25 protein-coding genes are annotated in these 24469 nt (G+C 64.9%); 14 read left to right on the top strand and 11 right to left on the bottom strand.

Features of this window, described 5'->3' with window-relative positions; all coding sequences use genetic code 11:
- Window positions 1–36 precede the first annotated feature (36 nt).
- Complete coding sequence (locus FIV09_RS00390; RefSeq protein WP_254702366.1) at window positions 37–543, top strand: sigma-70 family RNA polymerase sigma factor; 507 nt, start codon at window positions 37–39, stop codon at window positions 541–543.
- A 14-nt stretch (window positions 544–557) separates the two neighbouring features.
- On the top strand, window positions 558–1199 hold the full coding sequence (locus tag FIV09_RS00385; protein ID WP_152448125.1) for a ChrR family anti-sigma-E factor: 642 nt from the start codon (window positions 558–560) through the stop codon (window positions 1197–1199).
- 245 nt (window positions 1200–1444) lie between these two features.
- Here FIV09_RS00385 and lpdA read toward each other — a convergent pair whose 3' ends face one another.
- From lpdA to mutL, 5 genes are all read right to left on the bottom strand, one after another.
- Window positions 1445–3199, bottom strand: a complete 1755-nt coding sequence (gene lpdA, locus FIV09_RS00380) for a dihydrolipoyl dehydrogenase (protein ID WP_152448124.1) — start codon at window positions 3197–3199, stop codon at window positions 1445–1447.
- A gap of 18 nt (window positions 3200–3217) precedes the next feature.
- The gene (gene aceF / locus FIV09_RS00375) at window positions 3218–4510 is read right to left on the bottom strand and encodes a dihydrolipoyllysine-residue acetyltransferase (RefSeq protein WP_152448123.1); all 1293 of its coding nucleotides are present in this window, start codon (window positions 4508–4510) and stop codon (window positions 3218–3220) included.
- 26 nt (window positions 4511–4536) lie between these two features.
- Window positions 4537–7191, bottom strand: a complete 2655-nt coding sequence (gene aceE, locus FIV09_RS00370; protein ID WP_152448122.1) for a pyruvate dehydrogenase (acetyl-transferring), homodimeric type — start codon at window positions 7189–7191, stop codon at window positions 4537–4539.
- Between the two features lie 424 nt (window positions 7192–7615).
- Window positions 7616–8785 (bottom strand): DNA recombination protein RmuC, encoded by a 1170-nt coding sequence (locus FIV09_RS00365; protein WP_152448121.1) that lies wholly within the window; start codon window positions 8783–8785, stop codon window positions 7616–7618.
- Window positions 8782–10620, bottom strand: a complete 1839-nt coding sequence (mutL, locus tag FIV09_RS00360) for a DNA mismatch repair endonuclease MutL (protein WP_152448120.1) — start codon at window positions 10618–10620, stop codon at window positions 8782–8784. The genes FIV09_RS00365 and mutL overlap by 4 nt, the downstream gene beginning before the upstream one ends.
- A 144-nt stretch (window positions 10621–10764) precedes the next feature.
- Here mutL and FIV09_RS00355 point away from each other — a divergent pair, with 144 nt between their 5' ends.
- Entirely contained in the window at window positions 10765–11661 is an 897-nt protein-coding gene (locus FIV09_RS00355) for an MBL fold metallo-hydrolase (protein WP_152448119.1), read from the top strand.
- A gap of 11 nt (window positions 11662–11672) precedes the next feature.
- Window positions 11673–12050, top strand: a complete 378-nt coding sequence (locus FIV09_RS00350; RefSeq protein ID WP_152448118.1) for a rhodanese-like domain-containing protein — start codon at window positions 11673–11675, stop codon at window positions 12048–12050.
- Window positions 12051–12074: 24 nt separating this feature from the next.
- Here the strand turns inward: FIV09_RS00350 and FIV09_RS00345 are convergent, their stop codons facing one another.
- Window positions 12075–13043 (bottom strand): D-glycerate dehydrogenase, encoded by a 969-nt coding sequence (locus FIV09_RS00345; protein ID WP_152448117.1) that lies wholly within the window; start codon window positions 13041–13043, stop codon window positions 12075–12077.
- Window positions 13044–13238: 195 nt separating this feature from the next.
- Between FIV09_RS00345 and FIV09_RS00340 the strand changes: the two genes are divergently transcribed.
- The 3 genes from FIV09_RS00340 to folD are packed head-to-tail and all read left to right on the top strand — an operon-like array spanning window position 13239 to window position 16182.
- Window positions 13239–14915, top strand: coding sequence for a formate--tetrahydrofolate ligase (locus FIV09_RS00340; RefSeq protein ID WP_152448116.1), 1677 nt, complete (start codon window positions 13239–13241; stop codon window positions 14913–14915).
- A gap of 60 nt (window positions 14916–14975) precedes the next feature.
- Window positions 14976–15281: a chorismate mutase gene (locus FIV09_RS00335; protein WP_152448115.1), complete on the top strand. Its 306-nt coding sequence runs from the start codon at window positions 14976–14978 to the stop codon at window positions 15279–15281.
- Window position 15282: 1 nt separating this feature from the next.
- Window positions 15283–16182, top strand: a complete 900-nt coding sequence (gene folD, locus FIV09_RS00330; protein ID WP_152448114.1) for a bifunctional methylenetetrahydrofolate dehydrogenase/methenyltetrahydrofolate cyclohydrolase FolD — start codon at window positions 15283–15285, stop codon at window positions 16180–16182.
- Between the two features lie 98 nt (window positions 16183–16280).
- Here the strand turns inward: folD and FIV09_RS00325 are convergent, their stop codons facing one another.
- The 3 genes from FIV09_RS00325 to FIV09_RS00315 all read right to left on the bottom strand — a co-directional run bounded on the left by FIV09_RS00325 (window position 16281) and on the right by FIV09_RS00315 (window position 18449).
- Entirely contained in the window at window positions 16281–16739 is a 459-nt protein-coding gene (locus tag FIV09_RS00325; RefSeq protein WP_152448113.1) for an N-acetyltransferase, read from the bottom strand.
- 97 nt (window positions 16740–16836) lie between these two features.
- The gene (locus FIV09_RS00320) at window positions 16837–17769 is read right to left on the bottom strand and encodes an alpha/beta fold hydrolase (RefSeq protein ID WP_172976544.1); all 933 of its coding nucleotides are present in this window, start codon (window positions 17767–17769) and stop codon (window positions 16837–16839) included.
- A 152-nt stretch (window positions 17770–17921) separates the two neighbouring features.
- Window positions 17922–18449, bottom strand: a complete 528-nt coding sequence (locus FIV09_RS00315) for a TetR/AcrR family transcriptional regulator (protein WP_152448111.1) — start codon at window positions 18447–18449, stop codon at window positions 17922–17924.
- A gap of 69 nt (window positions 18450–18518) precedes the next feature.
- Here FIV09_RS00315 and FIV09_RS00310 point away from each other — a divergent pair, with 69 nt between their 5' ends.
- Window positions 18519–19589 carry an alcohol dehydrogenase family protein gene (locus tag FIV09_RS00310; RefSeq protein WP_152448110.1) on the top strand — a complete coding sequence of 357 codons (1071 nt, stop codon included), beginning with the start codon at window positions 18519–18521 and terminating at the stop codon, window positions 19587–19589.
- A 193-nt stretch (window positions 19590–19782) separates the two neighbouring features.
- Here the strand turns inward: FIV09_RS00310 and FIV09_RS00305 are convergent, their stop codons facing one another.
- Window positions 19783–20688, bottom strand: coding sequence for a LysR family transcriptional regulator (locus FIV09_RS00305; RefSeq protein ID WP_152452256.1), 906 nt, complete (start codon window positions 20686–20688; stop codon window positions 19783–19785).
- A gap of 125 nt (window positions 20689–20813) precedes the next feature.
- Between FIV09_RS00305 and FIV09_RS00300 the strand changes: the two genes are divergently transcribed.
- From FIV09_RS00300 to FIV09_RS00285, 6 genes are all read left to right on the top strand, one after another.
- Window positions 20814–21116: a DUF1330 domain-containing protein gene (locus FIV09_RS00300; protein WP_152448109.1), complete on the top strand. Its 303-nt coding sequence runs from the start codon at window positions 20814–20816 to the stop codon at window positions 21114–21116.
- A 27-nt stretch (window positions 21117–21143) separates the two neighbouring features.
- Window positions 21144–21566 carry an LLM class flavin-dependent oxidoreductase gene (locus FIV09_RS20570; protein ID WP_254702280.1) on the top strand — a complete coding sequence of 141 codons (423 nt, stop codon included), beginning with the start codon at window positions 21144–21146 and terminating at the stop codon, window positions 21564–21566.
- The gene (locus FIV09_RS20565; protein WP_254702446.1) at window positions 21454–21795 is read left to right on the top strand and encodes an LLM class flavin-dependent oxidoreductase; all 342 of its coding nucleotides are present in this window, start codon (window positions 21454–21456) and stop codon (window positions 21793–21795) included. The genes FIV09_RS20570 and FIV09_RS20565 overlap by 113 nt, the downstream gene beginning before the upstream one ends.
- Window positions 21796–21887: 92 nt before the next feature.
- A complete protein-coding gene (locus FIV09_RS20560; RefSeq protein WP_254702278.1) occupies window positions 21888–22109 on the top strand; it encodes a hypothetical protein in 222 nt (73 codons plus the stop codon).
- A gap of 11 nt (window positions 22110–22120) precedes the next feature.
- The gene (locus FIV09_RS00290) at window positions 22121–22906 is read left to right on the top strand and encodes an SDR family NAD(P)-dependent oxidoreductase (protein ID WP_152448108.1); all 786 of its coding nucleotides are present in this window, start codon (window positions 22121–22123) and stop codon (window positions 22904–22906) included.
- Between the two features lie 118 nt (window positions 22907–23024).
- Window positions 23025–24011 (top strand): zinc-dependent alcohol dehydrogenase family protein, encoded by a 987-nt coding sequence (locus FIV09_RS00285; RefSeq protein ID WP_152448107.1) that lies wholly within the window; start codon window positions 23025–23027, stop codon window positions 24009–24011.
- 160 nt (window positions 24012–24171) lie between these two features.
- Here the strand turns inward: FIV09_RS00285 and FIV09_RS20265 are convergent, their stop codons facing one another.
- Window positions 24172–24462, bottom strand: coding sequence for a hypothetical protein (locus FIV09_RS20265; protein WP_172975590.1), 291 nt, complete (start codon window positions 24460–24462; stop codon window positions 24172–24174).
- Window positions 24463–24469: the final 7 nt, after the last annotated feature.

The following is a 24469-nucleotide window of genomic DNA, read 5'->3' as shown; positions in this document are numbered from 1 at the left end:
GCGCCGTCCGCCGTACCCGCGGATTGGGTGGCCGAGATGGTGATGATCCGGCAGGATCGCTGCGAGGCGTCCTTCGCGGCGATCTTTCGGCATTTCGCGCCGCGTCTGAAATCGTTCCTGATCCGCTCGGGACTGGAGCCCGCCCTGTCCGAGGAAGTCGTGCAGGACGTGATGCAGACGGTGTGGCGCAAGGCCGACCGCTTCGATCCGACACGGGCCAGCGTGTCGACCTGGATCTACACGATCGCCCGCAACCGCCGCATCGACGTGCTCCGCCGCCACGCCCGGCCGGAACCCGAAGACCTTCCCTGGGGGCCCGAACAGGAACCCGATCAGACCGAGGTGATCGGACTGAAACAGGAAAGCGAAACCTTGCGTGACGCGCTGAAAGCGTTGCCCGAAAAGCAACGCGTGCTCGTGGAAAAAGCCTATTTCGGCGATCTCTCCCATTCTGAGATCGCGGCCGAAACCGGCCTTCCGCTTGGCACCATAAAGTCCCGCATTCGCCTTGCCCTCGAGCGGCTGCGCCGCGCTTTGGATTGAGAAAGACCCGCCCGATGATCCACCACCACCTCCCGGACGACATGCTGATGGCCTATGCTGCCGGGCAATTGCCCGAAGCCTTCGCGCTTGCCGTCGCGACCCATCTGTCGCTCTGCGATACCTGCCGCGCGGCTGCCGAAAGCTTCGATGCCCTGGGCGGCGCGCTTCTGGACGAGGCGGAGACCGTCGCTGTGTCGGACGACCTTCTCGCGCGCACGATGGCCGGTCTAAACATGGATGCCGATGCGGCTGTCTCGGCACCGCCGCGCGATCCGGTCCTGCCACAGCCCCTCCTGGGTTATGTCGGCGGACGTCTGGCCGATGTGAAATGGCGCTCGGTCGGGCGCGGCGTCAAGCAGGCCATCCTGCCCATGACGGACGACACGGCAACGGCCCGGTTGCTCTATATTCCCGCGGGTACTGCCGTGCCGGACCATTCCCACCACGGCACCGAAATCACGGTTGTCCTGCAAGGCGCCTTCACTGACGAGGACGGCAGGTTTGCGCGCGGCGATGTGGAAGTCGCCTCGGACGAGGTGGACCATACCCCGGTGGCGGATATCTCGGAGGATTGCATATGCCTTGCGGTCACTGATGCGCCCCTGCGGTTCAAGGGCTGGCTGCCCCGGATTGCACAGCCGTTCCTGCGCATCTGACGCGGTCATGCATCGCCGCCGTGGTGGGCAAATTCACTTGGCCTGATAGCGGGAGTGGATCGCATCCGCGCTCTAAGGACCTGAATTGCCCGGCCAACCCCTGACCCGGCTGCCCCAACTTTTCTCTCGGCCTGATCGGCCTCGGTGTTTCACGCCGGGAGCTGCGCCCCTGAAACGGCAAAAGCGCGCCCGAAGGCGCGCTTTTGGTCATCCTGCCGCGGTGCCGTGGCACCGCGACCTCTGGATCACTTCTTTTTCTTCTTGGGCGGGATCAGGTCCGTGATCGTCCCTTCGAACATCTCGGCGGCGAAGTTCACCGTCTCCGACAGGGTCGGGTGCGGGTGGATCGTGTGGCCGAGATCGACCGCATCCGCGCCCATCTCGATGGCCAGCGCCACTTCAGAGATCAGATCGCCCGCATTCGTGCCGACGATGGCACCACCGATCACACGGTCATCCTCGGGATCGAAGATCAGCTTCGTGATACCTTCCGACCGTCCATTGGCCAGTGCCCGGCCCGAAGCGGCCCAAGGGAAAACGCCCTTCTCGATCTTCATGCCCTGCGCCTTGGCCTGCGCCTCGGTCACGCCGCACCACGCCACTTCAGGATCGGTATAGGCCACGGACGGGATCACGCGGGCATCGAACGCGCGCTTTTCGCCCGACGCCACCTCCGCCGCGACCTTGCCCTCATGCACCGCCTTGTGCGCCAGCATGGGCTGGCCCACCACGTCGCCGATCGCGAAGATATGCGGCACGTTGGTGCGCTGCTGGTGATCGACCTCGATGAAGCCCCGGTCGGTGACCTTCACGCCCGCCTGATCGGCGGCGATCTTGGCGCCGTTCGGGGTCCGGCCCACGGAGACGAGCATCTTGTCGAACATCTCCGACGCGCTTTCGCCGTTCTCGTCCTCGAAGGTGACCTTGAGGCCCTTCTTCTGCGCCTCGACCGCGGTGACCTTGGTCTTGAGCTTGATGGCCGCGAGACGTCCCTCCATCCGCTTGTGCAAGGGCTTCACGATGTCCTTGTCGGCACCCGGCAGGATCTGGTCCATCATCTCGACCACGGTCACATCCGCGCCGAGCGCGTCATAGACCGTCGCCATCTCGAAGCCGATGATGCCGCCACCGAGGACGATCATCTTCTTCGGGATCGGGTTCAGTTCCAGCGCGCCCGTGCTGTCCACCACCCGCTCGTCGTCATGCGGGATGAAGGGCAGCTTCACAGGCTCGGAGCCTGCCGCGATGATGCACTGATCGAAGGTGACGGTCTTGGCGCCCTCTTCGGTCTCGACCTCTATGGAGTTCGCGCCGGTGAAGGTGCCGTAGCCGTTGACCACGGTAACCTTGCGCTGCTTTGCCATGCCCGCGAGACCACCCGTGAGCTTGCCGACAACGCCGTTCTTCCACTCGCGCAGCTCGTCCGAATTCACCTTGGGCTTCGAGAACGAGATCCCATGCTGAGACATCTCCTCGGTCTCGGTGATGACCTTGGAGGCATGCAAGAGTGCCTTCGAGGGGATACAGCCTACGTTGAGGCAGACGCCGCCCAGCGTGTCGTATTTCTCGATCAGGATGACCTTCTTGCCGAGATCGGCGGCGCGGAAGGCCGCCGTGTAGCCGCCGGGGCCCGAGCCCAGCACGACCACTTCGCCGTGAAAGTCGCCGGAGCCGGACGCCGTGCCCGCCGCCGCCTTGGGCGCGGGTGTGTCGTCGGCTTTCGGGGCCTCGGCCTTGCTGTCTTGCTCGGCAGGGGCTTCGGACGCGCCTTCGGCCGCCTCGAGGATGATGATGACATCGCCCTCGGAGACCTTGTCGCCTTCGGAGACCTTGATCTCCGTGACCTTGCCCGCGCCGGACGAGGGCACTTCCATCGTGGCCTTGTCGGATTCCAGTTCGATCAGCGGGTCTTCCTCGGCCACCGTGTCGCCCACGCTTACGAGGATCGACACGACCGGCACATCGGTGAAGTCGCCAATATCGGGGACTTTGATTTCCATGTCTTCCGTCCCTTTCCGTTACAGCATGATCCGGCGCGGATCGGCCAGAAGATACTTGAGATGGGCGGCGAAGCGCGCCGCAAGCGCGCCGTCGATGGCCCGGTGGTCGTAGCTGAGGCTCATGGGCAGGATGTTGCGCGGCACGAATTCCTCGCCGTTCCAGACAGGCTTCATCGCCGAGCGGGTCAGGCCCAGGATCGCCACTTCGGGCGCGTTGACGATGGGCGTGAAGGAGGTCCCCCCGATGCCGCCCAGCGACGAGATCGTGAAGGTCGCACCCTGCATCTGGTCGCCCTTGAGCTTGCCGTCGCGGGCCGCCGCGCTGAGCTCCATCAGATCCTTGGAGATATCGACGATGCCCTTGCGGTCCGCATCCTTGATCACCGGGACCATCAAGCCGTTGGGCGTGTCCGCCGCGAAGCCGATATTGTAGAAATCCTTCTTGATCAGCTTGTCGCCATCGGGATGGATCGACGAGTTGAACTCCCAATGCTTCTTCAGCGCCGAAACGGACGCCTTCACGAGGAAGGACAGAAGCGTGACGCGGTAGCCCTCTTCCTTGGCCTGGGTGTCGAGCTCCTTGCGGTACTTGTCGAGTTCGGTGATGTCCGCATCCTCGTTATGCGTGACATGCGGGATGTTGAGCCAGGAGCGGTGCAGCGCGGGGCCCGAGAGCTTCTTGATGCGGCTCATCTCGACGTTTTCGACGGGGCCGAACTTGGAGAAGTCCACGGCCGGGATCGGCGGGATGCCCATGCCACCTTGCGCACCGCCACCGGCTGCAGCACCCGCGCCGCCACCGGACTGACCCTTGAGCGCCTTCTCCACGTCCTCGCGCAGAATGCGGCCCTTGCGGCCCGAGCCGTTGACCTTGTTGAGGTCCACGTCCACGCGGCGCGCATAGGCGCGCACCGATGGGGATGCATGGACCTTGCCGAAGCCCGCATCGGTCACGGCGCCCGAGCTTTGAGCAGAAGGTGCCGGGGCCTCGGACTTCGCCGGAGCGGCTGCCTTGGGCTCTTCTTTCGGGGCCGCCTTCTCGGTCTCTTTCGAGCCCTCGTCGGCGCTTCCCCCGCCCGAGGCTTCCACGATCAGGATCAGATCGCCTTCGGACACGGTGTCACCTTCGGAGACCTTGATCTCCTTGACCGTGCCCGCATGCGAGGAAGGCACCTCCATCGTGGCCTTGTCGCTCTCGAGTTCGATCAGCGGATCTTCCTCGGCGATGGTGTCGCCCACGCTCACGAGAACGCTGACCACGGGTACATCGGAAAAATCGCCGATATCGGGAACTTTAACTTCGGTTGTCATGTCGTCTGTCTCCTCAAATCCGCGGTTCAGCTCAGGCGCGGGTTCGGCTTGCCGCCGTCGATGTTGTACTTGTCGAGGGCCTTTTGCAGGTCCTTCTCGGTGATCGCGCCTTCACGGTAGAGATCGGTCATGGCCGCCGCCGCGATGTGGTTCGCATCCACCTCGAAGAAGCGGCGGAGGTTCTCCCGGCTGTCCGAGCGACCGAAGCCGTCGGTGCCCAGAACGGTGAAGCGCTGCGGCACGAAGGCGCGGATCTGCTCCGCGTAGTTCTTCATGTAATCCGTCGCGGCGATCACCGGACCTTTCGCATTCTCGAGCTGCTGGGTGACGAAGGGCACCTTCTGCTCGGTCAGCGGATTGAGACGGTTGTGGCGCAGGCAATCCTGCCCGTCGCGCGCCAGCTCGTTCATCGAGGTGGCCGACCAGATATCCGACGTGACGCCGAAATCCTTCTTCAGCATCTCGGCGGCCTGGATCGCCTGCACGAGGATCGTGCCGGAGCCCATCAGGTTGACGTGCTTCTTGCCGGGCCGCGCGGTCTTCTGCATCCGGTAGAGGCCCTTGATGATGCCCTCCTCGGCGCCCGTGGGCATCTCGGGATGAGTGTAGTTCTCGTTCATCAGGGTGATGTAGAAATAGACGTCATCCTGATCGACGAACATGCGCTGCAGGCCATGCTGCACGATCACCGCCACCTCATAGCTGAAGGTCGGGTCGTAGCTGATGCAGTTCGGGATCGTGCCCGCGAGGATATGGCTGTGCCCGTCCTCGTGCTGCAGGCCCTCGCCATTCAGCGTGGTGCGCCCAGCGGTGCCGCCCAGCATGAAGCCCCGCGCGCGGCTGTCGCCCGCGGCCCAGGCGAAGTCGCCGATCCGCTGGAAGCCGAACATCGAGTAGAAGATGTAGAACGGGATCATCGGCACGCCGTGCGTCGAATAGGAGGTCGACGCTGCGATCCAGTCGCACATGGAGCCCGCTTCGTTGATGCCTTCCTGGAGGACCTGACCGTCAATCGCCTCCTTGTAGTACATCATCTGGTCGCGGTCCTCGGGCATGTAGTTCTGCCCGAGCGGGTTGTAGATACCGACGGAGCGGAAGAGGCCTTCCATGCCGAAAGTGCGGCTTTCGTCGGGCACGATCGGAACGACGTGCTTGCCGATCTGCTTGTCGCGCAGCAGCGTCGTCAGGATCCGCACGAAGGCCATGGTCGAGGAGATCTCGCGATCACCCGTGCTTTCGAGCTGCCCCTTGAACTTGTCGAGCGACGGAATCTCGAGCTTCGGCGCCTCGGTGTTGCGCTTGGGAAACTCACCGCCCAGCTCCTGCCGACGCTCCGACAGATAGGCTTTCTGCGCATTGTTAAGGGTGACGAAGGGCACCTTCTCGAGGTCCTTGTCATCCACCGGGATCTGGAAGCGGTCGCGCATCTGCTTGAGCTGGTCGACCTGCATCTTCTTCGACTGGTGGGCGATGTTGAGGCCTTCGCCCGCGGAGCCCATGCCGTAGCCCTTCACCGTCTTCACGAGGATACAGGTCGGCTGACCCTCGGTATGCGTGGCGCGATGGTAGGCGTTGTAGACCTTCTTGATGTCGTGGCCGCCGCGGCGCAGGGCCCAGATCTCGTCGTCGGTCCAGTCCTTCACCAGCTCTGCGGTCTCGGGGTACTTGCCGAAGAAGTGTTCGCGGATATAGGCGCCGTTCTTGGACTTGAAGGTCTGGTAGTCGCCGTCGATGGTCTCGTCCATCAGCTGGCGCAGCTTGCCGGAGGTATCGCGCTCCAGAAGCTCGTCCCAGCCACGACCCCAGAGCAGCTTGATCACGTCCCAGCCGGACCCGCGGAAGGCGCCTTCCAGTTCCTGGACGATCTTGGCGTTGCCGCGTACCGGACCGTCAAGGCGCTGCAGGTTGCAGTTCACCACGAAGATCAGGTTGTCGAGCCCTTCACGCGCGGCGAGATTGATCGCGCCCAGGCTTTCGGGCTCGTCCATTTCGCCGTCGCCGAGGAAGGCCCAGACCTTGCGATCCGACTTCTCGATCAGGCCGCGGTTCTCCATGTATTTCATGAAGCGTGCCTGGTAGATCGCCATCATCGGGCCAAGGCCCATCGAGACGGTGGGGAATTGCCAGTATTCCGGCATCAGCCAGGGATGCGGATAGGAGGACAGGCCCGATCCGTCGACCTCCTGGCGGAAGGTGGCGAGGTCCTCTTCCGAGAGCCGCCCCTCCATGAAGGAGCGCGCGTAGATGCCCGGCACGACATGGCCCTGGAAGAACACCAGGTCGCCGCCATGCATCGTCGATTTCGACCGCCAGAAGTGGTTCAGACCCACATCGTAGAGCGCCGCCGAAGACGCGAAGGAGGCGATATGCCCGCCGATCCCGTCCGTCGACTTGTTCGCGCGCACCACGGTCGCCATGGCGTTCCAGCGGTTTATGGTCCGGATGCGCCATTCCATGTCCGTGTCGCCCGGAAGGTCGATCTCGTCATCGGGCTGGATGGTGTTCTGGTAGGGCGTTGTGGAGGAAAACGGCAGCTGCGCCCCGGCGGCGCGTGCCTGTTGCACGGCCTTGTCGAGAAGGTAATGCGCCCGGTCCGGGCCATCCCGCATGATGACGTCTTCTATGGCTTCCTGCCATTCCTGCGATTCGACTGGATCGATATCGTTCGGAGTGTCTTTCATTGGGCCTCTCCCTTGGCTCTTCGCAGATCAGGTCTGCGGAATACTGGTGCGATCGGTGCGACCGCGGCCATCTAAGTCAGCCTTGCTGACATGTCTTTCCGCCCTCTGCGGTACCATCGCAAAGGGCCTGTGTTTAGGTTTTGGCGTGCATTCTTGATATGCGCGGAACGCATGGCTTCGGCGCGAAAACTCATGGCTGGGGCGGCGGAGGCACCGGCATCGGGCAGAATAATGCACTGCATCCCGGTCGTCTCTGGCCTCATCCAACGCTCCCTTTCCGCCGCGACGCGAAAAGGCGCCCCGGTCGCGCGATCCGACGGGCAGGAGTTCTCCGGCTCCCGCGCCGAGTCGCACTCAGTACGTCAAGGCAGCACATTGGCGGGGCCAAGTGCAACCAATTCCGTCAATCGAAGGAGTTAGCGGCTCAGTCCGACGTTTCCAGCGCAAGGCCCGGCGCGGCGGGGGCCTCCTGCAATTCCTCGAAATCGAAATTGTCGAGACGTTGCGCGCGGCGACCCGCCTTGTCGGCGCTGATCTTGATCTCCGCGATGTCTTTCGAGGCCTGTCCGAAATGCCGGTCAAGGTTTTCGACCCGCGTGCCCAGCCGGTCCACATCGGCGTAGAGCAGCGACAATTCACGCCGTATGGCACCGGCCTGTTCGCGCATGCGAGCATCTTTCAGGATGGCGCGCATCGTGTTCAGCGTGGCCATGCAGGTTGTGGGCGAGACGATCCAGACCCGGGCTGCGAAGCCTTCGCGGACCACTTCGGGGAAATTGGCATGCAGCTCGGCATAGACCGCCTCTGACGGCAGGAACAGGATTGCCCCGTCTGCAGTCTCCCCCTCGATGATGTAGCGCTCGGCGATGTCGCGGATATGCTTGCGCAAGGCCAGGCGCAATTGCTGTGCGGCGCGGTTGAGCTGGTCCTGCGTCTCCGCCCGGCGCAGGGCCTCATAGGCCTCAAGCGGGAACTTCGAGTCGATCGCGATGGGCCCCGGCGGGTTCGGCAGATGCACGAGGCAATCGGCACGCTTGCCGTTCGAGAGCGTCGCCTGCAGCGCGTAGCTGTCCGAGGGCAGCGCCTTGGAGACGATGTCCGTCAGCTGGATTTCCCCGAACGCCCCGCGCGTCTGCTTGTTCGACAGGATGTCCTGCAGCGACAGAACGTCGCCCGAAAGCTTGGTGATGTTTGCCTGCGCCTTGTCGATGGCAGCCAAGCGTTCCTGCAATTCCCCCAGCGACCGGGCGGTGCGCTGCGCGGTACCCGACAGGCTTTCCCCCATCTTGCCCTGCACCTCGGCGAGCCGCTTCTCCATCAGCTCCAGCATCGCGGTCTGGCTTTTCGCCTGCGCTTCGGAGACGTGGTGCAGACCGCCCGCGAGCCGCTCCTGCCCATCCGACAGCGATTGCACCCGAGCGGCGACATGGCCGAGATCGCGTGCCAGCGGTTCCACGGACCGCGCCGTGCGCCCGGCGGCCCGCACGGCTGCGACGAGAAGGGCGAGAATCGCCAGCACGAGAAGCAGCCCCACGAGAGCTGCGATGACACGGGTGTCGTTGAACGCGTAGGAGGTTCCGGCAATCTCGATCATGTGCGGCCAAACAATCTTTCGATATCAGCGAGCTTCAGCTCGACATAGGTGGGGCGTCCGTGGTTGCACTGGCCCGAATGGGGCGTCGCTTCCATCTCGCGCAGCAGTGCATTCATCTCCTCGCCCCGCATGCGGCGGCCCGATCGGATCGAGCCGTGACAGGCCACACGGCTCAGGATCGCCTCGATCTTCTCCTGCACGCGCACGGTGCCACCGCCCTCGGCCAACTCGTCCAGCACGTCGCGGATCAGCGTCTCGGCGTTGACCTCGCCCAGAATCGCTGGTGTTTCACGCACGGCAATCGCGGAGCCGCCGAAGGGTTCCACGGTCAATCCCATGCGCGACAGATCGTCGGCTGCCTCCAGCAGAAGCGCGCAATCCGAAACGGACAGATCGACCACTTCGGGGATCAGCAAGGCTTGCGCGGCCACGCCGCGTTCGGCCATCTGCCGCTTCAGCGTCTCGTAGACCAGCCGTTCATGCGCGGCATGCTGATCGACGATGACCATGCCATCGGCGGTCTGGGCGATGATGTAATTCTCGTGAACCTGGCCGCGCGCGGCCCCGAGCGGCAGCGCCTCGGGCGGAGCGGGCATCTCCTCGGTCTCGGGCGAGACCTCCTCGACGCGGCCGGACCAGACCGTCTCCATCTCCGCGAAACCGGGGGCCTGAGCGGCATAAGCGGCGCCCAGCGCGCGCGGGCTCGGGCGATCCATCTGGTAGATGCGCGGCGCGCCCGTGGGTTCGGGCCGCATCGCCCCGAGCGTGGCTTCCGCCACCGTCGAGGACGCGCGATGTCCGGCCTCCGCAAGCGCATGTTTCAGGCCCGACACGACCAGCCCGCGCACCAGCCCCGGATCGCGAAACCGCACCTCCGATTTCGCGGGATGCACGTTCACATCGACCTTGCGCGGATCGCAATCGATGAACAATGCCACGGCCGGATGCCGATCCCGGCTGAGAAAGTCCGAATAGGCCCCCCGCAACGCGCCGATCAGCAGCCGGTCCTTCACGGGCCGTCCGTTGACGAAAAAATGCTGCGCCACGGCCGCGCCCCGCGAATAGGTCGGCAGGCCCGCGAGCCCGGACATGATTATGCCCTCGCGCTCGGCCTCGATGCGAATGGCGTTATCGGTGAAGTCACGCCCCATGATCTGCGTGAGCCGCCCGGTCAGCGCTTCGAACAAATCACCAGTCTGGGGATCGGCGCGGAAGGTCACCCGTCCCTCGCCGCCGCCCGTGACATCGCGCAGCGTGAAGCCGATCGACGGCTCGGCCATGGCAAGGCGACGGACCACATCCGAGACGGCCTGCATCTCGGCGCGATCGCTGCGCAGGAATTTCAGGCGCGCGGGCGTCGCGAAGAACAGATCGCGCAATGTGATGACCGTGCCGCGCTGCAACGCGGCGGGCCGCACGGACCCCATGGCACCGCCCGCCACGGCAATCTCCGCACCGTCATGACCGTCCGCGCGGCTTTGGATCGTCAGACGGCCCACGGCGCCGAGCGACGGCAGGGCCTCGCCCCGGAACCCGAAGGACTGGATGTCCAGAAGGTCGCTGCCGTCGATCTTCGAGGTGGCGTGCCGCGACAGCGCCAGCGGCAGGTCCTCGGGCGTCATCCCGCAGCCATCATCCGTGACCCGGATCAGGGTCTTTCCCCCATCGGCGACCTCGATCGTGATCCGTCGCGCGCTGGCATCGATGGCGTTTTCCACCAGCTCCTTGACCGCGGAGGCCGGCCGCTCCACCACTTCGCCAGCGGCGATGCGATTGATCGCGGCATCATCCAGCTGTCGGATGTGCGGGCGGATATTGGGGCTGTGCGTATTCATACCGCGATATCTAGCATGGCTGGCGGCGATTCTGAAACGGGGTTTCACGAGGTTGGCCCAAGTTTTCAGGCAATCTTCGAGCTGACCCTTGTTTCGCAGTCATATTCCGTTATGTGAATGTGAAAGCAGAGACAGAGGTCCAAAATGTTCACACGCACGTCGCCCTCGACCGGTCCCGGAAGCCCCCGCGTCGACGGGTTCTACGACAAGAATACCGGCTCCATCATGTATGTCGTCAGCGATCCCGAAACCGGCAAGGCGGCGCTGATCGACGTGGTGCGCGATTTCGACACCAATGCCGCGCGGCTTTCGAATGAAAGTGCCGACGAGATCCTCGAATTCGTTGCGCGCGAAGGCCTCGACGTCGTGTGGATCCTCGATACCCACCCGCATGCCGATCACGTCATGGCGCAAGCCTACCTCAAGGAGAAGCTCGGCGCGCCCACGGCCATCGGCGAAAAGGTCCGCGATATCGCGGCACTCTGGCGCGACATCTACCACCTGCCCGACGCCTTCGATCCCGACCGCGATTTCGACCACCTCTTTGCCGATGGCGACACGTTCCGGATCGGCAATCTCGAGGTGCGCGTGATGCTGTCGCCCGGTCATACGCTGGGCTCGATCACCTATGTGGTGGGCGATGCGGCCTTCGTGCATGACACGTTCATGCATGTGGATGCTGGCACGACCCGCGCGGATTTCCCCGGCGGCTCATCGGCCGATCTTTACGCGTCGCTGATGGCGATCCTCGATCTGCCGGACGACACGCGGCTTTTCGTGGGCCATGATTACCCGCCCGTGGGCGACCGCACGGACCCCGCCTGGGAGGCAAGCGTCGCCACGCATCGCGCGCAGAACAAGCATCTGGGCGGCGGGGTCTCGGAGGCCGAGTTCCGCGAGATCCGCGACGCCCGCGATGCGACGCTCAGTCTTCCGTCGCAAATGCTCTATGCTTTGCAAATGAACCTGCGCGGCGGCCGCCTTCCCGCGCCGGAAGCAGATGGTCAGAGCTACCTGAAAATCCCCGCGAACAAATTCTGAAGGAGACAGGCATGCAGACGGAACAACTCGGCGCGGCGACCTTCGAGCGCTGGAGCCCCGAAGAGGTCAAGGCCGCGCGCGATGCGGGTGAGATCGTCATCATCGACGTGCGCACCCCGCAGGAATTCGCCTTCGAACATATCGAGGGCGCGATGAACTTCCCAATGGCCTATTTCGACCCAAAAGCCCTGCCCGGCCAGAGCGACAAGCGCATCGTGCTGCATTGCGGCTCGGGCATCCGGTCCGCGAGAATGGCGAACGTCGCAGCCGAGGCAGGGCTTGACGTGATCGCCCATCTCGAAGGCGGATTCGGCGCATGGAAACAGGCCAAGCTGCCCTTCATCGGGACAGAAATGTCCTCGGGCGCGCCGAAGCGCATGGAAGGCTGAGGCCGCGCCTCACTGCCCTGCGCCTTACTCGACAGGGTCCGGCAGCGGCTTGCCCGCGAAGAACGCGTCGAGATTATCGAGCACCATATGCCCCATCGCCGCGCGCGTCTCGGCGGTGGCGGAGCCCAGATGCGGCAAGAGCACCACGTTGTCGAGGGCGCGCAACGGCTCCGGCACCTGCGGCTCCTTGGCGAAGACATCAAGGCCCGCGCCCCGGATCCGCCCCGCCTCGAGTGCTGCGATCAGCGCGGATTCGTCCACCACATCGCCGCGGGCCGTATTGATCAGGAAGCCGTCCGGGCCGATGAGGTCCAGCCGATCCGCGCCAATCGTGCCGGTATTCTCGCCGCCTCCGGGCAGGTGCAGCGACACCATGTCGGCGGCCTCGCACACGGCGTCGATGGAGGGCAGGCGCGTGGCCTCCAGCCTCTCCAGACGCTCGGGCGCGACCTCGGAGCGGTTGTAATAGACGATCTTCATCCCGAAGCCGTGCTGTGCGCGCCGCGCCGTGGCGATTCCGATCCGGCCCATCCCGACGATGCCGAGGGTCTTGCCCGCGAGCTTCGTGCCGATGAGCTGCGTGGGCGTCCAGCCATGCCACTCGTCCGCGCGCACCATGCGTTCGCCCTCGCCCGCGCGCCGGGTGATCATCAGCATCAGCGTCAACGCGATGTCGGCGGTGCAATCGGTCAGAACGCCGGGGGTGTTCGACACCGCGATCCCGGCCGCCTTGGCAGCCGCGATATCGATATGGTTATAGCCGACGCCGAAATTGCCGATGATCCGCGTGCGCAGATCGTCCCCGAAGAGATCGGCGGGCAGCGCATCCGTCACGGTCGGGCATATCGCGTCATGCTCTGCCAATGCCGCGCGCATCTGGTCGAGATTCATGGGCGTGTCATCCCGGTTCAGCGTCGCATCATAGTCGCGCGCCGCTCGCGCTTCGCATTCTGCGGGCCAGCCGCGCGTGATCAAGATCTTCGGTTTGGCCATGTCATCCTCCGTCATTCCCCCGGACCTAAGCGAGCTACGGCGGTCACTGCCACCCCTTTCCGGTCCTCTTGCCGCGAAAAGGAAGCCCTTCGTCGCTTCCAGACGCATGATTTCTCAAAAATCCGCATTGTTCAGGGCAAGCGGGCACGGCACACACGGCCCAACAGCGACAGAACCGGCGGGAGAACGCGGATCATGGCACCTAAAACAGATATCGAGATCGCTCGCGCGGCGAACAAGAAACCCATCCAGCAGATTGGCGACAAGCTCGGCATCCCGACGGAGGCGCTGCTGCCTTATGGCCACGACAAGGCCAAGGTGGGCCAGGATTTCATCAATTCGCTGGCGGATCGGAGTGACGGCAAATTGATCCTCGTGACCGCGATCAACCCGACGCCCGCGGGCGAGGGCAAGACCACGACCACCGTGGGCCTTGGCGACGGTCTGAACGCGATCGGCAAACGCGCCGCGATCTGCATCCGCGAGGCCTCGCTCGGCCCCAATTTCGGGATGAAGGGCGGAGCCGCGGGCGGCGGCTATGCGCAGGTCGTGCCGATGGAGGACATGAACCTCCATTTCACGGGCGATTTCCACGCGATCACCTCGGCGCATAACCTGCTGTCGGCGATGATCGACAACCACATCTACTGGGGCAATGCGCTCGAGATCGACATCCGCCGCGTCACCTGGCGGCGCGTTCTGGACATGAACGATCGCGCACTGCGCCAGATCACGGCATCCCTGGGCGGTGTCGCCAACGGCTTCCCGCGCGAGACCGGTTTCGACATCACCGTAGCTTCCGAGGTGATGGCGATCCTCTGCCTCGCCACCGATCTGAAAGACCTCGAAAAGCGTCTCGGCGACATGATCGTGGCCTATCGCCGCGACAAGTCCCCGGTCTATTGCCGCGATATCGGTGCGGACGGGGCGATGACCGTCCTGCTGAAAGACGCGATGCAGCCGAACCTCGTGCAGACGCTCGAAAACAACCCGGCTTTCGTGCATGGCGGTCCCTTCGCGAACATCGCCCATGGCTGCAACTCGGTCATCGCCACGAAGACCGCGCTCAAGCTCGCCGATTACGTGGTGACCGAAGCGGGCTTCGGCGCCGATCTCGGGGCGGAGAAGTTCTTCGACATCAAGTGCCGCAAGGCCGGGTTGAAGCCAGCCGCCGTGGTGCTGGTCGCCACCGTGCGCGCTATGAAGATGAACGGCGGCGTCGCCAAGGCCGATCTCGGCGCGGAGAACGTGGAGGCGGTGAAGTCCGGCTGCGCGAACCTTGGCCGCCATATCGAGAACGTCAAAAGCTTCGGCGTGCCGGTCGTCGTGGCGATCAACCACTTCGCAGGCGATACAGAGGCGGAAGTGCAGGCGGTGAAGGATTTCGTCGCAGGCCAGGGCTCCGAGGCGGTGTTGGCCAAGCATTGGGCCGACGGCTCCGCCGGTGTGACCGAACTGGCGACGAAGGTGGCCGCACTGGCCGATGGCGGCAGCGCCGATTTCGCGCCGATCTACCCCGATGCCATGTCGCTTGCCGACAAGATCGAGACGGTCGCGCAGAAGATCTATCGCGCCGATGGGATCGAGATGGATCAGAAGATCCGCACGCAGCTCAAGGAATGGGAAGATCAGGGCTATGGCGATCTGCCGGTCTGCATGGCCAAGACGCAATATTCCTTCTCGACCGATCCCAATCTTCGAGGCGCGCCCACGGGTTTCACGATCCCCGTGCGTGAGGTGCGGCTCTCGGCGGGCGCGGGCTTCGTTGTCGCGATCTGCGGCGAGATCATGACAATGCCAGGCCTGCCCTCCGCCCCTGCGGCGAACACGATCCGGCTGAATGACGCGGGCGAGATCGAGGGGCTTTTCTAGGTCTTGAACTCGGGCACGCGCATCGGCACACCCCAAGCCAACGGTTGAAGGAGACCCCCGATGCGCGACCCCCGTGACATACCAACCATGGCCGAGCTGCGGGTCGAGATCGATGCCCTCGATCGGGAACTGATGACGCTTCTGGGCAGGCGCGCACGGCTTATCGACCGCGCGGCCGAACTCAAGCCTGGCGAGGGCCTGCCCGCACGAACCAACGACCGCGTGGCCGCCGTAATCGCCAATGCCCGCGCGAATGCCGAAGAGCACGGCGTCGATCCGGATGTCGCCGAAAACCTCTGGCACATCCTGATCGAAGCGGCCATTGCGCATGAAGAAGCGGTAATGGCCCCGACAAAGGACACATGACATGAGCGCCAAGATCATAGACGGAAAAGCCTTCGCTGCCACGATCCGAGAGAAGGTCGCGGGCCATGTGGCGCGCCTGACCGACGCGCATGGCATCACCCCCGGACTGGCTGTCGTCCTTGTGGGCGAGGACCCGGCGAGCGAGGTCTATGTTGCCAGCAAGCACAAGCAGACCGTCGAGGCCGGCATGCGCTCCTTCGAGCACAAGCTGCCCGGGGATACGTCCGAGGCCGACCTCTTCGCGCTCATCGACCGTCTCAATGCCGACCCTGAAGTGCACGGCATCCTCTGCCAGTTCCCGGTGCCCGCGCATCTCGACGAGCGCGCCATCGTCGCCCGGATCGATCCGGCGAAGGACGTGGACGGCCTCAGCGTGACCAATGCCGGGCTCCTGGCCAGCGGCGAGAAGGGGCTCGTGTCCTGCACACCACTTGGCTGCCTCATGCTTCTGCGCGATGAGCTGCCCGACATGACCGGGCTCGAGGCGGTCGTCATCGGCCGCTCGAACCTCTTCGGCAAACCCATGGCGCAGCTGCTCCTGCGGGAGAATTGCACCGTCACCATCGCTCATTCCCGCACCCGCGATCTGCCCGCGACCGTGCGTCGCGCCGATATTGTCGTGGCCGCCGTGGGTCGCGCCGAGATGGTGAAGGCCGATTGGGTCAAGCCCGGCGCCACGGTGATCGATGTGGGCATCACGCGCATTCCGCATCCCGACAAGCCCGGCAAGACCAAACTTCTGGGCGATGTGGATTTCGCCGCCGTGCGCGAAGTTGCGGGCGCGATCACTCCCGTGCCGGGCGGCGTCGGGCCCATGACCATCGCCTGCCTTCTGGCCAATACGGTCACTGCCTGCTGCCGCGCCCATGGCCTTCCCGAACCCGAGGGCCTGACCGCCTGACGCCCCCTCACTTTCGGACCGAAAATACCTCCGGAGAGCGCGAGAGGTAGAACCTCTCGCAGGCCCGGTCCCGGCCCGATGCCGGGGTCGGGCCTTTCCTAGCCCAGATCCATCCGCATCGTGGCCATGCCGCCGCGCTCCGACAGCACCTCGAACCCGGCCGACAGATAGGCGTTCATCGCAGGCGCGTTGTCAGTCTCGCATTTCAGCGTCAGTGTCAGCGCCTCGAGCTGCCGTGCGGCCTCGATCACCAGGGCGGTCATCTGCTCGCCAGAGCCCCCCCGCGCCTCGGGTGCCACGAAGGCATAGGTCAGGTGCCGGACCTCGGGGCCGATGCCCACGCGCAGCGCGAAGAAGCCCACATCGCGGCCCTCGGCATCGGTCAGGTAGAAGGAGGCGTCATCGAGCTCGTTGAGCCATTTCTCCTGCCATTCCAGCGGATCAAGCGGGAACTTGGCGTTGGGATTGACCAGAGCCATTTCCGTCTCGTCGGGGATCATCTCGCCAAGGGTCAGAACCTCGAACGGCGCGTTCTTGCGCAGGCTGAGCGTGGGCATGACGGACCTCCATGGGGCAGAAGTGGCGCTAGATAGCGGGCCGCGCGGAAATTCAAGCGATGCCGGGCGCATCGCGCGAGGTTGACAGGTCAGACCCTCACTGATGAACGCGGGCTAGGACCCGGCGCACGGCATCGGCGCAATCCGCAGCGGCCGTCACCGGGATCAGATGCCCGCGGCCTTCAAGCTCGGTATAGTCGCAGCCCACCCTTTCGGCAAAATCCCGTCCGTGCAGCGTCGGGTCGAGCACCTTGTCCTCGGCGCCATACACCACGCTGATCGGAACCTCGATCTCGCCCGCGCGGCCTCCAAGCAGCCGAAACCCGTCACGGCTGGCTGCGAGGTCCTGCGCCGCTGCGATGTAGGACGACGCGCGACGCGCGAGGATCGCCCCGCCCCGCATCATGAAGTCCGGCGCGACCGGTTCGGGGGCGAAGACCTGCTCCAGCACGCTGCGCTCGATCCCCTTGGCGGCAAGGCCCGACATGCCGTAGCCGATGGCCGGCACGAGGTCCTGCTTCGCGATATCGATGCCGCGAAAGGCAGGCGGCGTCTTGTCGAGCCGTGCTGTCGCCGGACACAAAAGCACAAGTCCCCCCACCTGCGCGGGATGGTTGAGCGCCAGCAGAAGCGCGACCGTACCGCCGAGCGAATGGCCGACGACGACAGGCCGGTCCAGCCCTTCGGCCTCGATGAATTCGGCGATCATGCGCGCTTGCCGGTTCAGCTCCGCGAACTTCACGCCGTCGCGTTCGGACCATCCGCAGCCCGGCCGGTCGACCGCGATCGCGCGCACCTGGCCCTCGAATGCGCCAGTCATCGCATAGGTGAAATTATCCAGCGATCCGGCGAGCCCGTGGATCATGACAACCGGGGGGCCGGACCCTTCCTCCACCCAGTGCAGCCGCCCGCCGGTCACGCGCGTCTTCTTCCCGCGCGCAGGCAGATCAGCCGCGGCGGAGGCACTGACAAGCTGCGTCACGCAGAGCAGAAACAGAAGGACAAGCACCACAATCGGGATCGTGAACATCGCGGGATACTCCTCCATCGCGCGTGGTTTGCAGCGCAACCAAGCGTTCCCATGTGGTTATCGCAAAAAGGCTACCACCGGAACCAAGCGTGTGGCGCGGATTTCTCCAACGAACAGCCATAAGATGCCGTCGCTCTGAACCGGGGTGGCCATCACGCGGCCAGGTTGTTCCGCAGGCCCTGCCCCAATCGCTTGGCGCTTGCGACCGCCGCATCACGATGCAGCGTCCAGGCCTGTGTCAGACCGTCGAGGATGATCAGGAGCTCCGTCTCGAACCCCTGCAAGCCAGCGGCGGCAGCGGCGCGGCGGGCGACCTCGGCCTTGTGCCGCGCCAGAAGCGCCCATAGCCGATCGCTGCCCGGCTCTGCCGCGACGGCGCCGTGAAACAGGCAGCCATGCGCCGCTTCGGACGCCATCCAGCCCCCGACCCGGTCAAAGAGCGCATCAAGCGCGGCGTCAGGCGCATCAGGCAGATCGTCGAACAGATGGCCGAGATAGCGGGTATGGCGATGCTCCAGCGCCGCCAGAACCATGTCGGCGCGGGACGGCGTGTATTTGTAAAGCGTGCGTAGGCTGACACCCGCCGCGTCTCGTAGGTCCTCGACGCTGGGTTCTGCAAAACCCCGCGCGGCAAAGGCCCGCTCAAGCCCGGAGGCGATCTTGGTCATCGTATCGGTCATGTTGACGATGTAGAGGGATTACTCTACCTACGCAAGTAGAGCAATCATTCTACATGACGGAGCGACCCGATGACACTTCCCGAAACGATGAAGGCCATGGTTCTGACGGGCCATGGCGGCCTTTCCAAGCTGGAATTGCGCGAGGACATGCCGGTCCCCCGCCCCGCGCCGGGGGAAGTGCTGATCCGCGTCGGCGCCTCCGCGGTGAACAATACCGATGTGAACACCCGCACCGGCTGGTACTCGAAGGCCGTGCGCGGCGACACCGGATCGGCGGCGGCCACGGGATATGACGGCGCCTCGGACGAAGACGGCGCCTGGTCCGGCGCGCTGAGTTTCCCGCGGATCCAAGGCGCCGATTGCTGCGGCGTCATCGTCGCGCTGGGCGAGGGCGTCGATCCGGCCCGCTTAGGAGAGCGTGTGCTGGTACGCCCGATGCACCGGCCAGCAGGCGGTGAAGACCACGATCTGATAACCTTCGGTTCGGAGCGCGATGGCGGCTTCGCCGAGTTCGCCACAGTCGAGAGCGCTCATGCAATCCATATCGTTAGCCCGTTGTCGGATGTTGAACTTGCCTCCTTCCCCTGCGCCTTCTCCACGGCCGAGGGGATGATACAGCGCGCGGACCTCGGCGCGGAGCGGGTGCTGATCACCGGTGCTTCCGGTGGCGTCGGATCGGCGGCGGTGCAATTGGCCAAGCGGCGCGGCGCGCATGTCACGGCGATGACCAGCCCGGCCAAGGCCGACGACCTGCGCGCGCTCGGGGCGGATGCCATCCTGGGGCGCGACGACATCTTGCCCGAAAGCGCCTACGACGTGGTGCTCGACCTCGTAGGCGGGCCACGCTGGCCCGAACTTCTTGACGCGCTGGCGGTGCGCGGGCGCTACGTGACCTCCGGCGCCATCGCCGGGCCGATCGTGGAGTTGGACCTGCGCACGCTCTACCTCAAGGATCTGACGCTGACCGGCAGCACCCGGCAGGCGCCGGGCGTCTTCACCGATCTGGTGGGGTATATCGAGCGGGGCGAGATCCGGCCTGTTCTGGCCGAGACCTACACGCTTCGTGATCTCCGGGCGGCGCAGGAGGCGTTCCTCGGCAAGGCGCATATCGGCAAGATCGGGATAGAGATCGCGGGCTGAGGGCTGACGTCAGCATCGCAAGCCGACCGGCTCATTCTTTCCGGGCTCAGGGCATGGCTCCGGGTCGCCATCGCAGCAAGGATCGCCTCAGGACCTTGTCGGATGCAGGCCTGCGAGGCGGCCCGGGCCTGCAGGGTGGCGCGTGTTTCGGCCGCGATGTCTCTGCTTACGCCGCCAGCGGGCTGACGGCGGCTCACTCGCTCCACCCCGCGTGACCCGACAGTCGCGCGATCAGGAAGTCGATGAAGATCCGCGTCTTCGGGGTCAGCACGTTGCTGCGCGGATAGACCAGCCAGAGCACCGAGTGGTCGTTCATCTTCCAGCCGGGCAACACCCGGACCAGCCGACCCGCCGCGATCTCGTCGGCGACGTTCCAGAGCGAGTTCATCGAAAGCCCCGCCCCTGCAAGAGTCGCTTCGCGCTGCGCGTCGCCATCGTCGAGAATGATCCGGCAGGACATAGCCGCCGGGTCCAGCCGCGCGGTGTCTCCGGTCCGGTTGACCAGCTCCCGTGGCTCGAGGCTGTTCCACGCGATGATCCGGTGGTCCACGAGATCGGCGGGCGTGTCCGGGGTGCCGTGCCTGTCGAGATATTCCGGCGCCGCGCAAAGGACCCGTGTGTCCTCGGCAAGCTTGCGCCCCTTCAGACTGCTGTCGCTCAGCGGACCGCTGCGCAAGGCAAGGTCGAAACTGCCTTCAATGGCATCGAAGCGCGTGTCGGACAGGCGCAGATCAAGCGTGAGATCCGGGTAGAGGCCGTGAAACTCCGGCAGGAGCGGCATGATGTGACGCTGGGCAAAGCTGCTTGGCGCGGCGAAGCGCAGCGTGCCATTCGGCCCGGCATCGCTGCCGCCCAGCGCCGCGCGACCGGCATCGGCCTGGGCCAGGATCTCGCGGGCATAGGGCAGGAAATCCGACCCTTCGAGCGACAGGGAAACTTTGCGGGTGGTGCGGCGCAACAGCTCCGCGCCCAATTCCTGTTCCAACTTGGCGAGCCGGGCGCTTGCCACGGCCGGCGCCAGGCCGAGTTCGCGCCCCGCCGCGGAAATATTGAGCCGCTCGGCTGCCATCACGAAGAGACGCAGATTGTCCGTGTCCACGGCGATTATATCCAAAAACCGAAATGTCTAGCTCGGTATGCCTAGGTTTATCGCGAATTCGCAAGGGATAACTTGGCACCACGCTGACGCCTCCAACGCAGTACATCCAATGAAAGGAACAGACTGTGACGCATTATTCGATCCTCGAAGTGACGCCCCGGGCCGAAGACTGGATTGCCGACTACCTGCCCACCGCCAACCGACTGATCGCACAGCATGGCGGGCGATACCTCGCGCGGACGACCAGCCACGAGCAACTGGAAGGGCCCGCACGCGAGGCGGCTCTGCGCATCCTGATCGAATGGCCCTCCGCCGAAGCGGCACAGGCCTTCATGGATGATCCCGACTATGCGCCCCATCTCGCAAATCGCCATGCCGGATCGACCAGCTTCCACTGGCTCGTCGCGGGCAAGGACGATCTCGCCTGACGGCAGAGCCCCAGCACGGAGCGCATGATGCCTGACCAGACCTCCCCCGCGTTCGAACCCCTCAACCGAGGCTTCGATGCCACCTTCCGCCCCGGGCGGCTCAGCATCGGCCTCGTCGTGCCACTGGCGGCCTATCCGCATAGCGCCGTACCGGACATGGCGCGCCATATGGACCTTGCGCGGCTCGCGGACGGTCTGGGCTTTTCGGCGCTGTGGCTTCGGGACGTGCCGTTCAACGTGCCGTCCTTCGGCGATGCCAGGCAGGTGTTCGATCCGTTCGTTCACCTTGGCGCGCTGGCCGCCTCGACCCGCGACATCGCGCTTGGCGTGGCGAGCGTTGTCCTGCCCCCTGCGCCACCCCGCCCATGTGGCCAAGGCGGCGGCCTCTGCGGACGTGCTTTCGGGTGGGCGGCTTCTGCTCGGCATCGCCTCCGGCGACCGGCCCGATGAATACCCCGCGCTTAACATGGGCTTCGAGGATCGCGGCGCGCGGTTCCGCGACAGTTTCGACTACATCCGTACGATGGCGGAGGATTACCCGCGTCGGGACACCGCGCAGGGCCGCCTGTCGGACGGTATCGACATGCTGCCGAAACCCACGGCGGGACGATTGCCACTGCTGATCACCGGGGGCAGCCAGCAATCTCCGGATTGGATCGCGGGCAATGGCGATGGCTAGATGAACTATCCGCGCGACGCCATCACGCAGGCCCGCGCCGTGGCAGCGTATCGTCCAACACAGCCGAGGCAGGCCTGCCCGACAAGCCGGTGATGCAACCGCTCTATGTCGATCTTGCCGAGGACGCGGATGCACGCCCCGAACCCATTCACTTGGGCTTCCGGTCAGGCACGGATCATCTGCGGTCCTACCTGACCGACATCCGCGATCTCGGCATCAACCACGTCGCGCTGAACCTGCGATTCAACAGCGCGGGCATCGAACCTACCCTGCAGCGATTGGCAAAAGAAATCCTGCCGCATTTCCACATCTGAGGAGACATCCCATGTTCAAGACGATCCTGATCACCGGCGCGACCGATGGCATCGGCCTGCGGACCGCCAAAACGCTGGCTGCGGACGGTCACACCGTGCTGCTTCACGGCCGCAGCGCCGAAAAGCTCGCGACTGCGGCCCGCGAGGTGGGCACCGACCCCGCAACCTTCCGGGCCGATCTTTCCCGGCTGGACCAGGTGGAGGCGTTGGCCGAGGAAATCCTCGCGCATCACGACCGACTTGACGTGCTGATCAACAATGCCGGGGTTTTCAAGACCGCGCAGACCCGCACGCCCGACGGGCTCGACACCCGCTTCGTGGTCAATACCGTCGCGCCCTACCTGCTCACACGGCGCTTGCTGCCCATCATTCCCCCGACGGGGCGCGTCGTGAACCTGTCCTCGGCAGCGCAGGCGACCGTCGATGTTGCAGCCCTGCGTGGTGAGCACGACCTCGATCACATGGAGGCCTATGCGCAGAGCAAGCTTGCGATCACGATCTGGACGCGGCAGATGGCGCAGGACCTCCCGGAGGGACCCGTCTTCATTCCCGTCAATCCGGGCTCGCTGCTCGCCTCGAAGATGGTCAGGGAAGGCTTCGGCGTCGCGGGCAGCGACCTGTCGATCGGGGCCGATATCCTGTGTCGCGCAGCCCTTTCGGAAGAATTCGCAGAGGCGTCGGGCCGCTATTTCGACAATGACAGCGGGAAATTCGCCGAACCCAATGCAAGCGCGCGCGACGCGTCGCAAGTGGCTGCGGTGATGCGCGCGATCCGGGATCTTGCCGCCGTGGGCTGACGGGCAAGACGCGCATTTATACCCGGAAACCGAAAACTGAAATCATATTTCTACGGATGATATCAAAATTCATAGGGAAATATCTCCGGGTCAACGCACCCCCTATCCGGAGTTTCCGATGAAGAAGATGATCCTGAACGACTACGGCCCCGATGCCATCTTCACGCCCACCGAGATCGAGCGCCCGGCGGTCAAGCCCGGCCATGTCCTCGTGCGCGTCAAGGCGACGAGCGTGAATACCGTTGACACGATGATCCGCGACATGGGCAAGGATCTGCCGCTCTCGCCCGATCTGCCCGCCATTCTCAGCATGGATTTCGCGGGGATCGTCGAAGAGGTGGGCGCGGATGTCAAAGGCTTCGCCGTTGGTGACGAGGTCTATGGCTGCGCGGGCGGTCTTGCGGACCTTCAGGGCGCCTTGGCCGAGTTCATGCTGGCCGATGTCCGCCTGATCGCCCACAAGCCCAAATCGCTGAGCATGCGCGAAGCCGCGGCCCTGCCGCTCGTCGGCATCACCGCCTGGGAAGGCCTCAAGCGCGCCGGGGCAGGCAAAGGTCACAAGGTGCTCGTGCATGGCGGGGCCGGAGGCGTCGGCCATATCGCCGTGCAACTGGCGCAGCATCTCGGCGCGGACGTTTGGTCGACCGGAACGGGTGACGCGAAGCTGTCCGCGATCAAGACATTCGGCGCGGCCCCCATCGACTACGCGGCCGAGACAGTCGAGGCCTATGTCGCCGCTCATACCGGCGGCGCCGGATTCGATGTGGTCTTCGACTCGGTCGGCGGCGAGAATATGACCAACTCTTTCGCGGCAGCCGCCCTGAACGCGCACGTCGTCACGACCGTCGCCTTGCTGGAGCTCGACCTCTCGCCTGCGCATTTCAAAGGCCTGTCCCTGCATGTCGTCTTCATGCTGCTTCCGATGCTGCACGATGTCGGTCGCGAGACACATGGAGGAATTCTGTCCGGCCTCGCAAAGCTGGTGGATGCGGGCAGCGTCACTCCGTTGCTGGACGAGAAAACCTTCAGCTTCGCCGAGGTCGGAGACGCCTATGCGCGGCTCAAGAGCGGTCAGGCCATGGGCAAAGTGGTCGTGGAAATCTGACCCTCGGATCGAGATTAGGACCGGGTGTCTCGAATGCGCCCGGTCCCGTCCCGTGCGAGCCTCGCGAGTCCTCTGCGCAGAATGACCGCGCGCGGGACCCCGCAATCGACCCGGCTCAAGACCTCATTGCGACCGGGACCCGCAATTACCCGTTAGGGGCCTACCCGCGTTGCCGCGCCGCTTCGATCGTGAGCGCGGCCAGCCGGTAGATCCCGTGCGCCATCTTGGAATAGGGCGTCAGCAGGAAGAATGTCAGCACGAGCCCGAGATGGAGCGCCAGAAGCCACGCGACCGCCCCGGTGCCCGTCGCCGCATAAAGCGCAAGACCCGTCGCCCCGACAGCACCGAGCAGAAGGACAAAGGCCATCTCGCCGCCCCAGGCGCCTTGCGCGCCAAGATCCGGATCGGCCTTGGTCTTCAGCCAGGCGAGCGCTCCGGATCCGACCGTCAACAGGACC

Source organism: Roseivivax sp. THAF197b (assembly GCF_009363255.1).
Taxonomy (GTDB): domain Bacteria; phylum Pseudomonadota; class Alphaproteobacteria; order Rhodobacterales; family Rhodobacteraceae; genus Roseivivax.
Note: the sequence above shows the minus strand (reverse complement) of the source record. Positions and strands in the feature narration are given on the sequence as shown.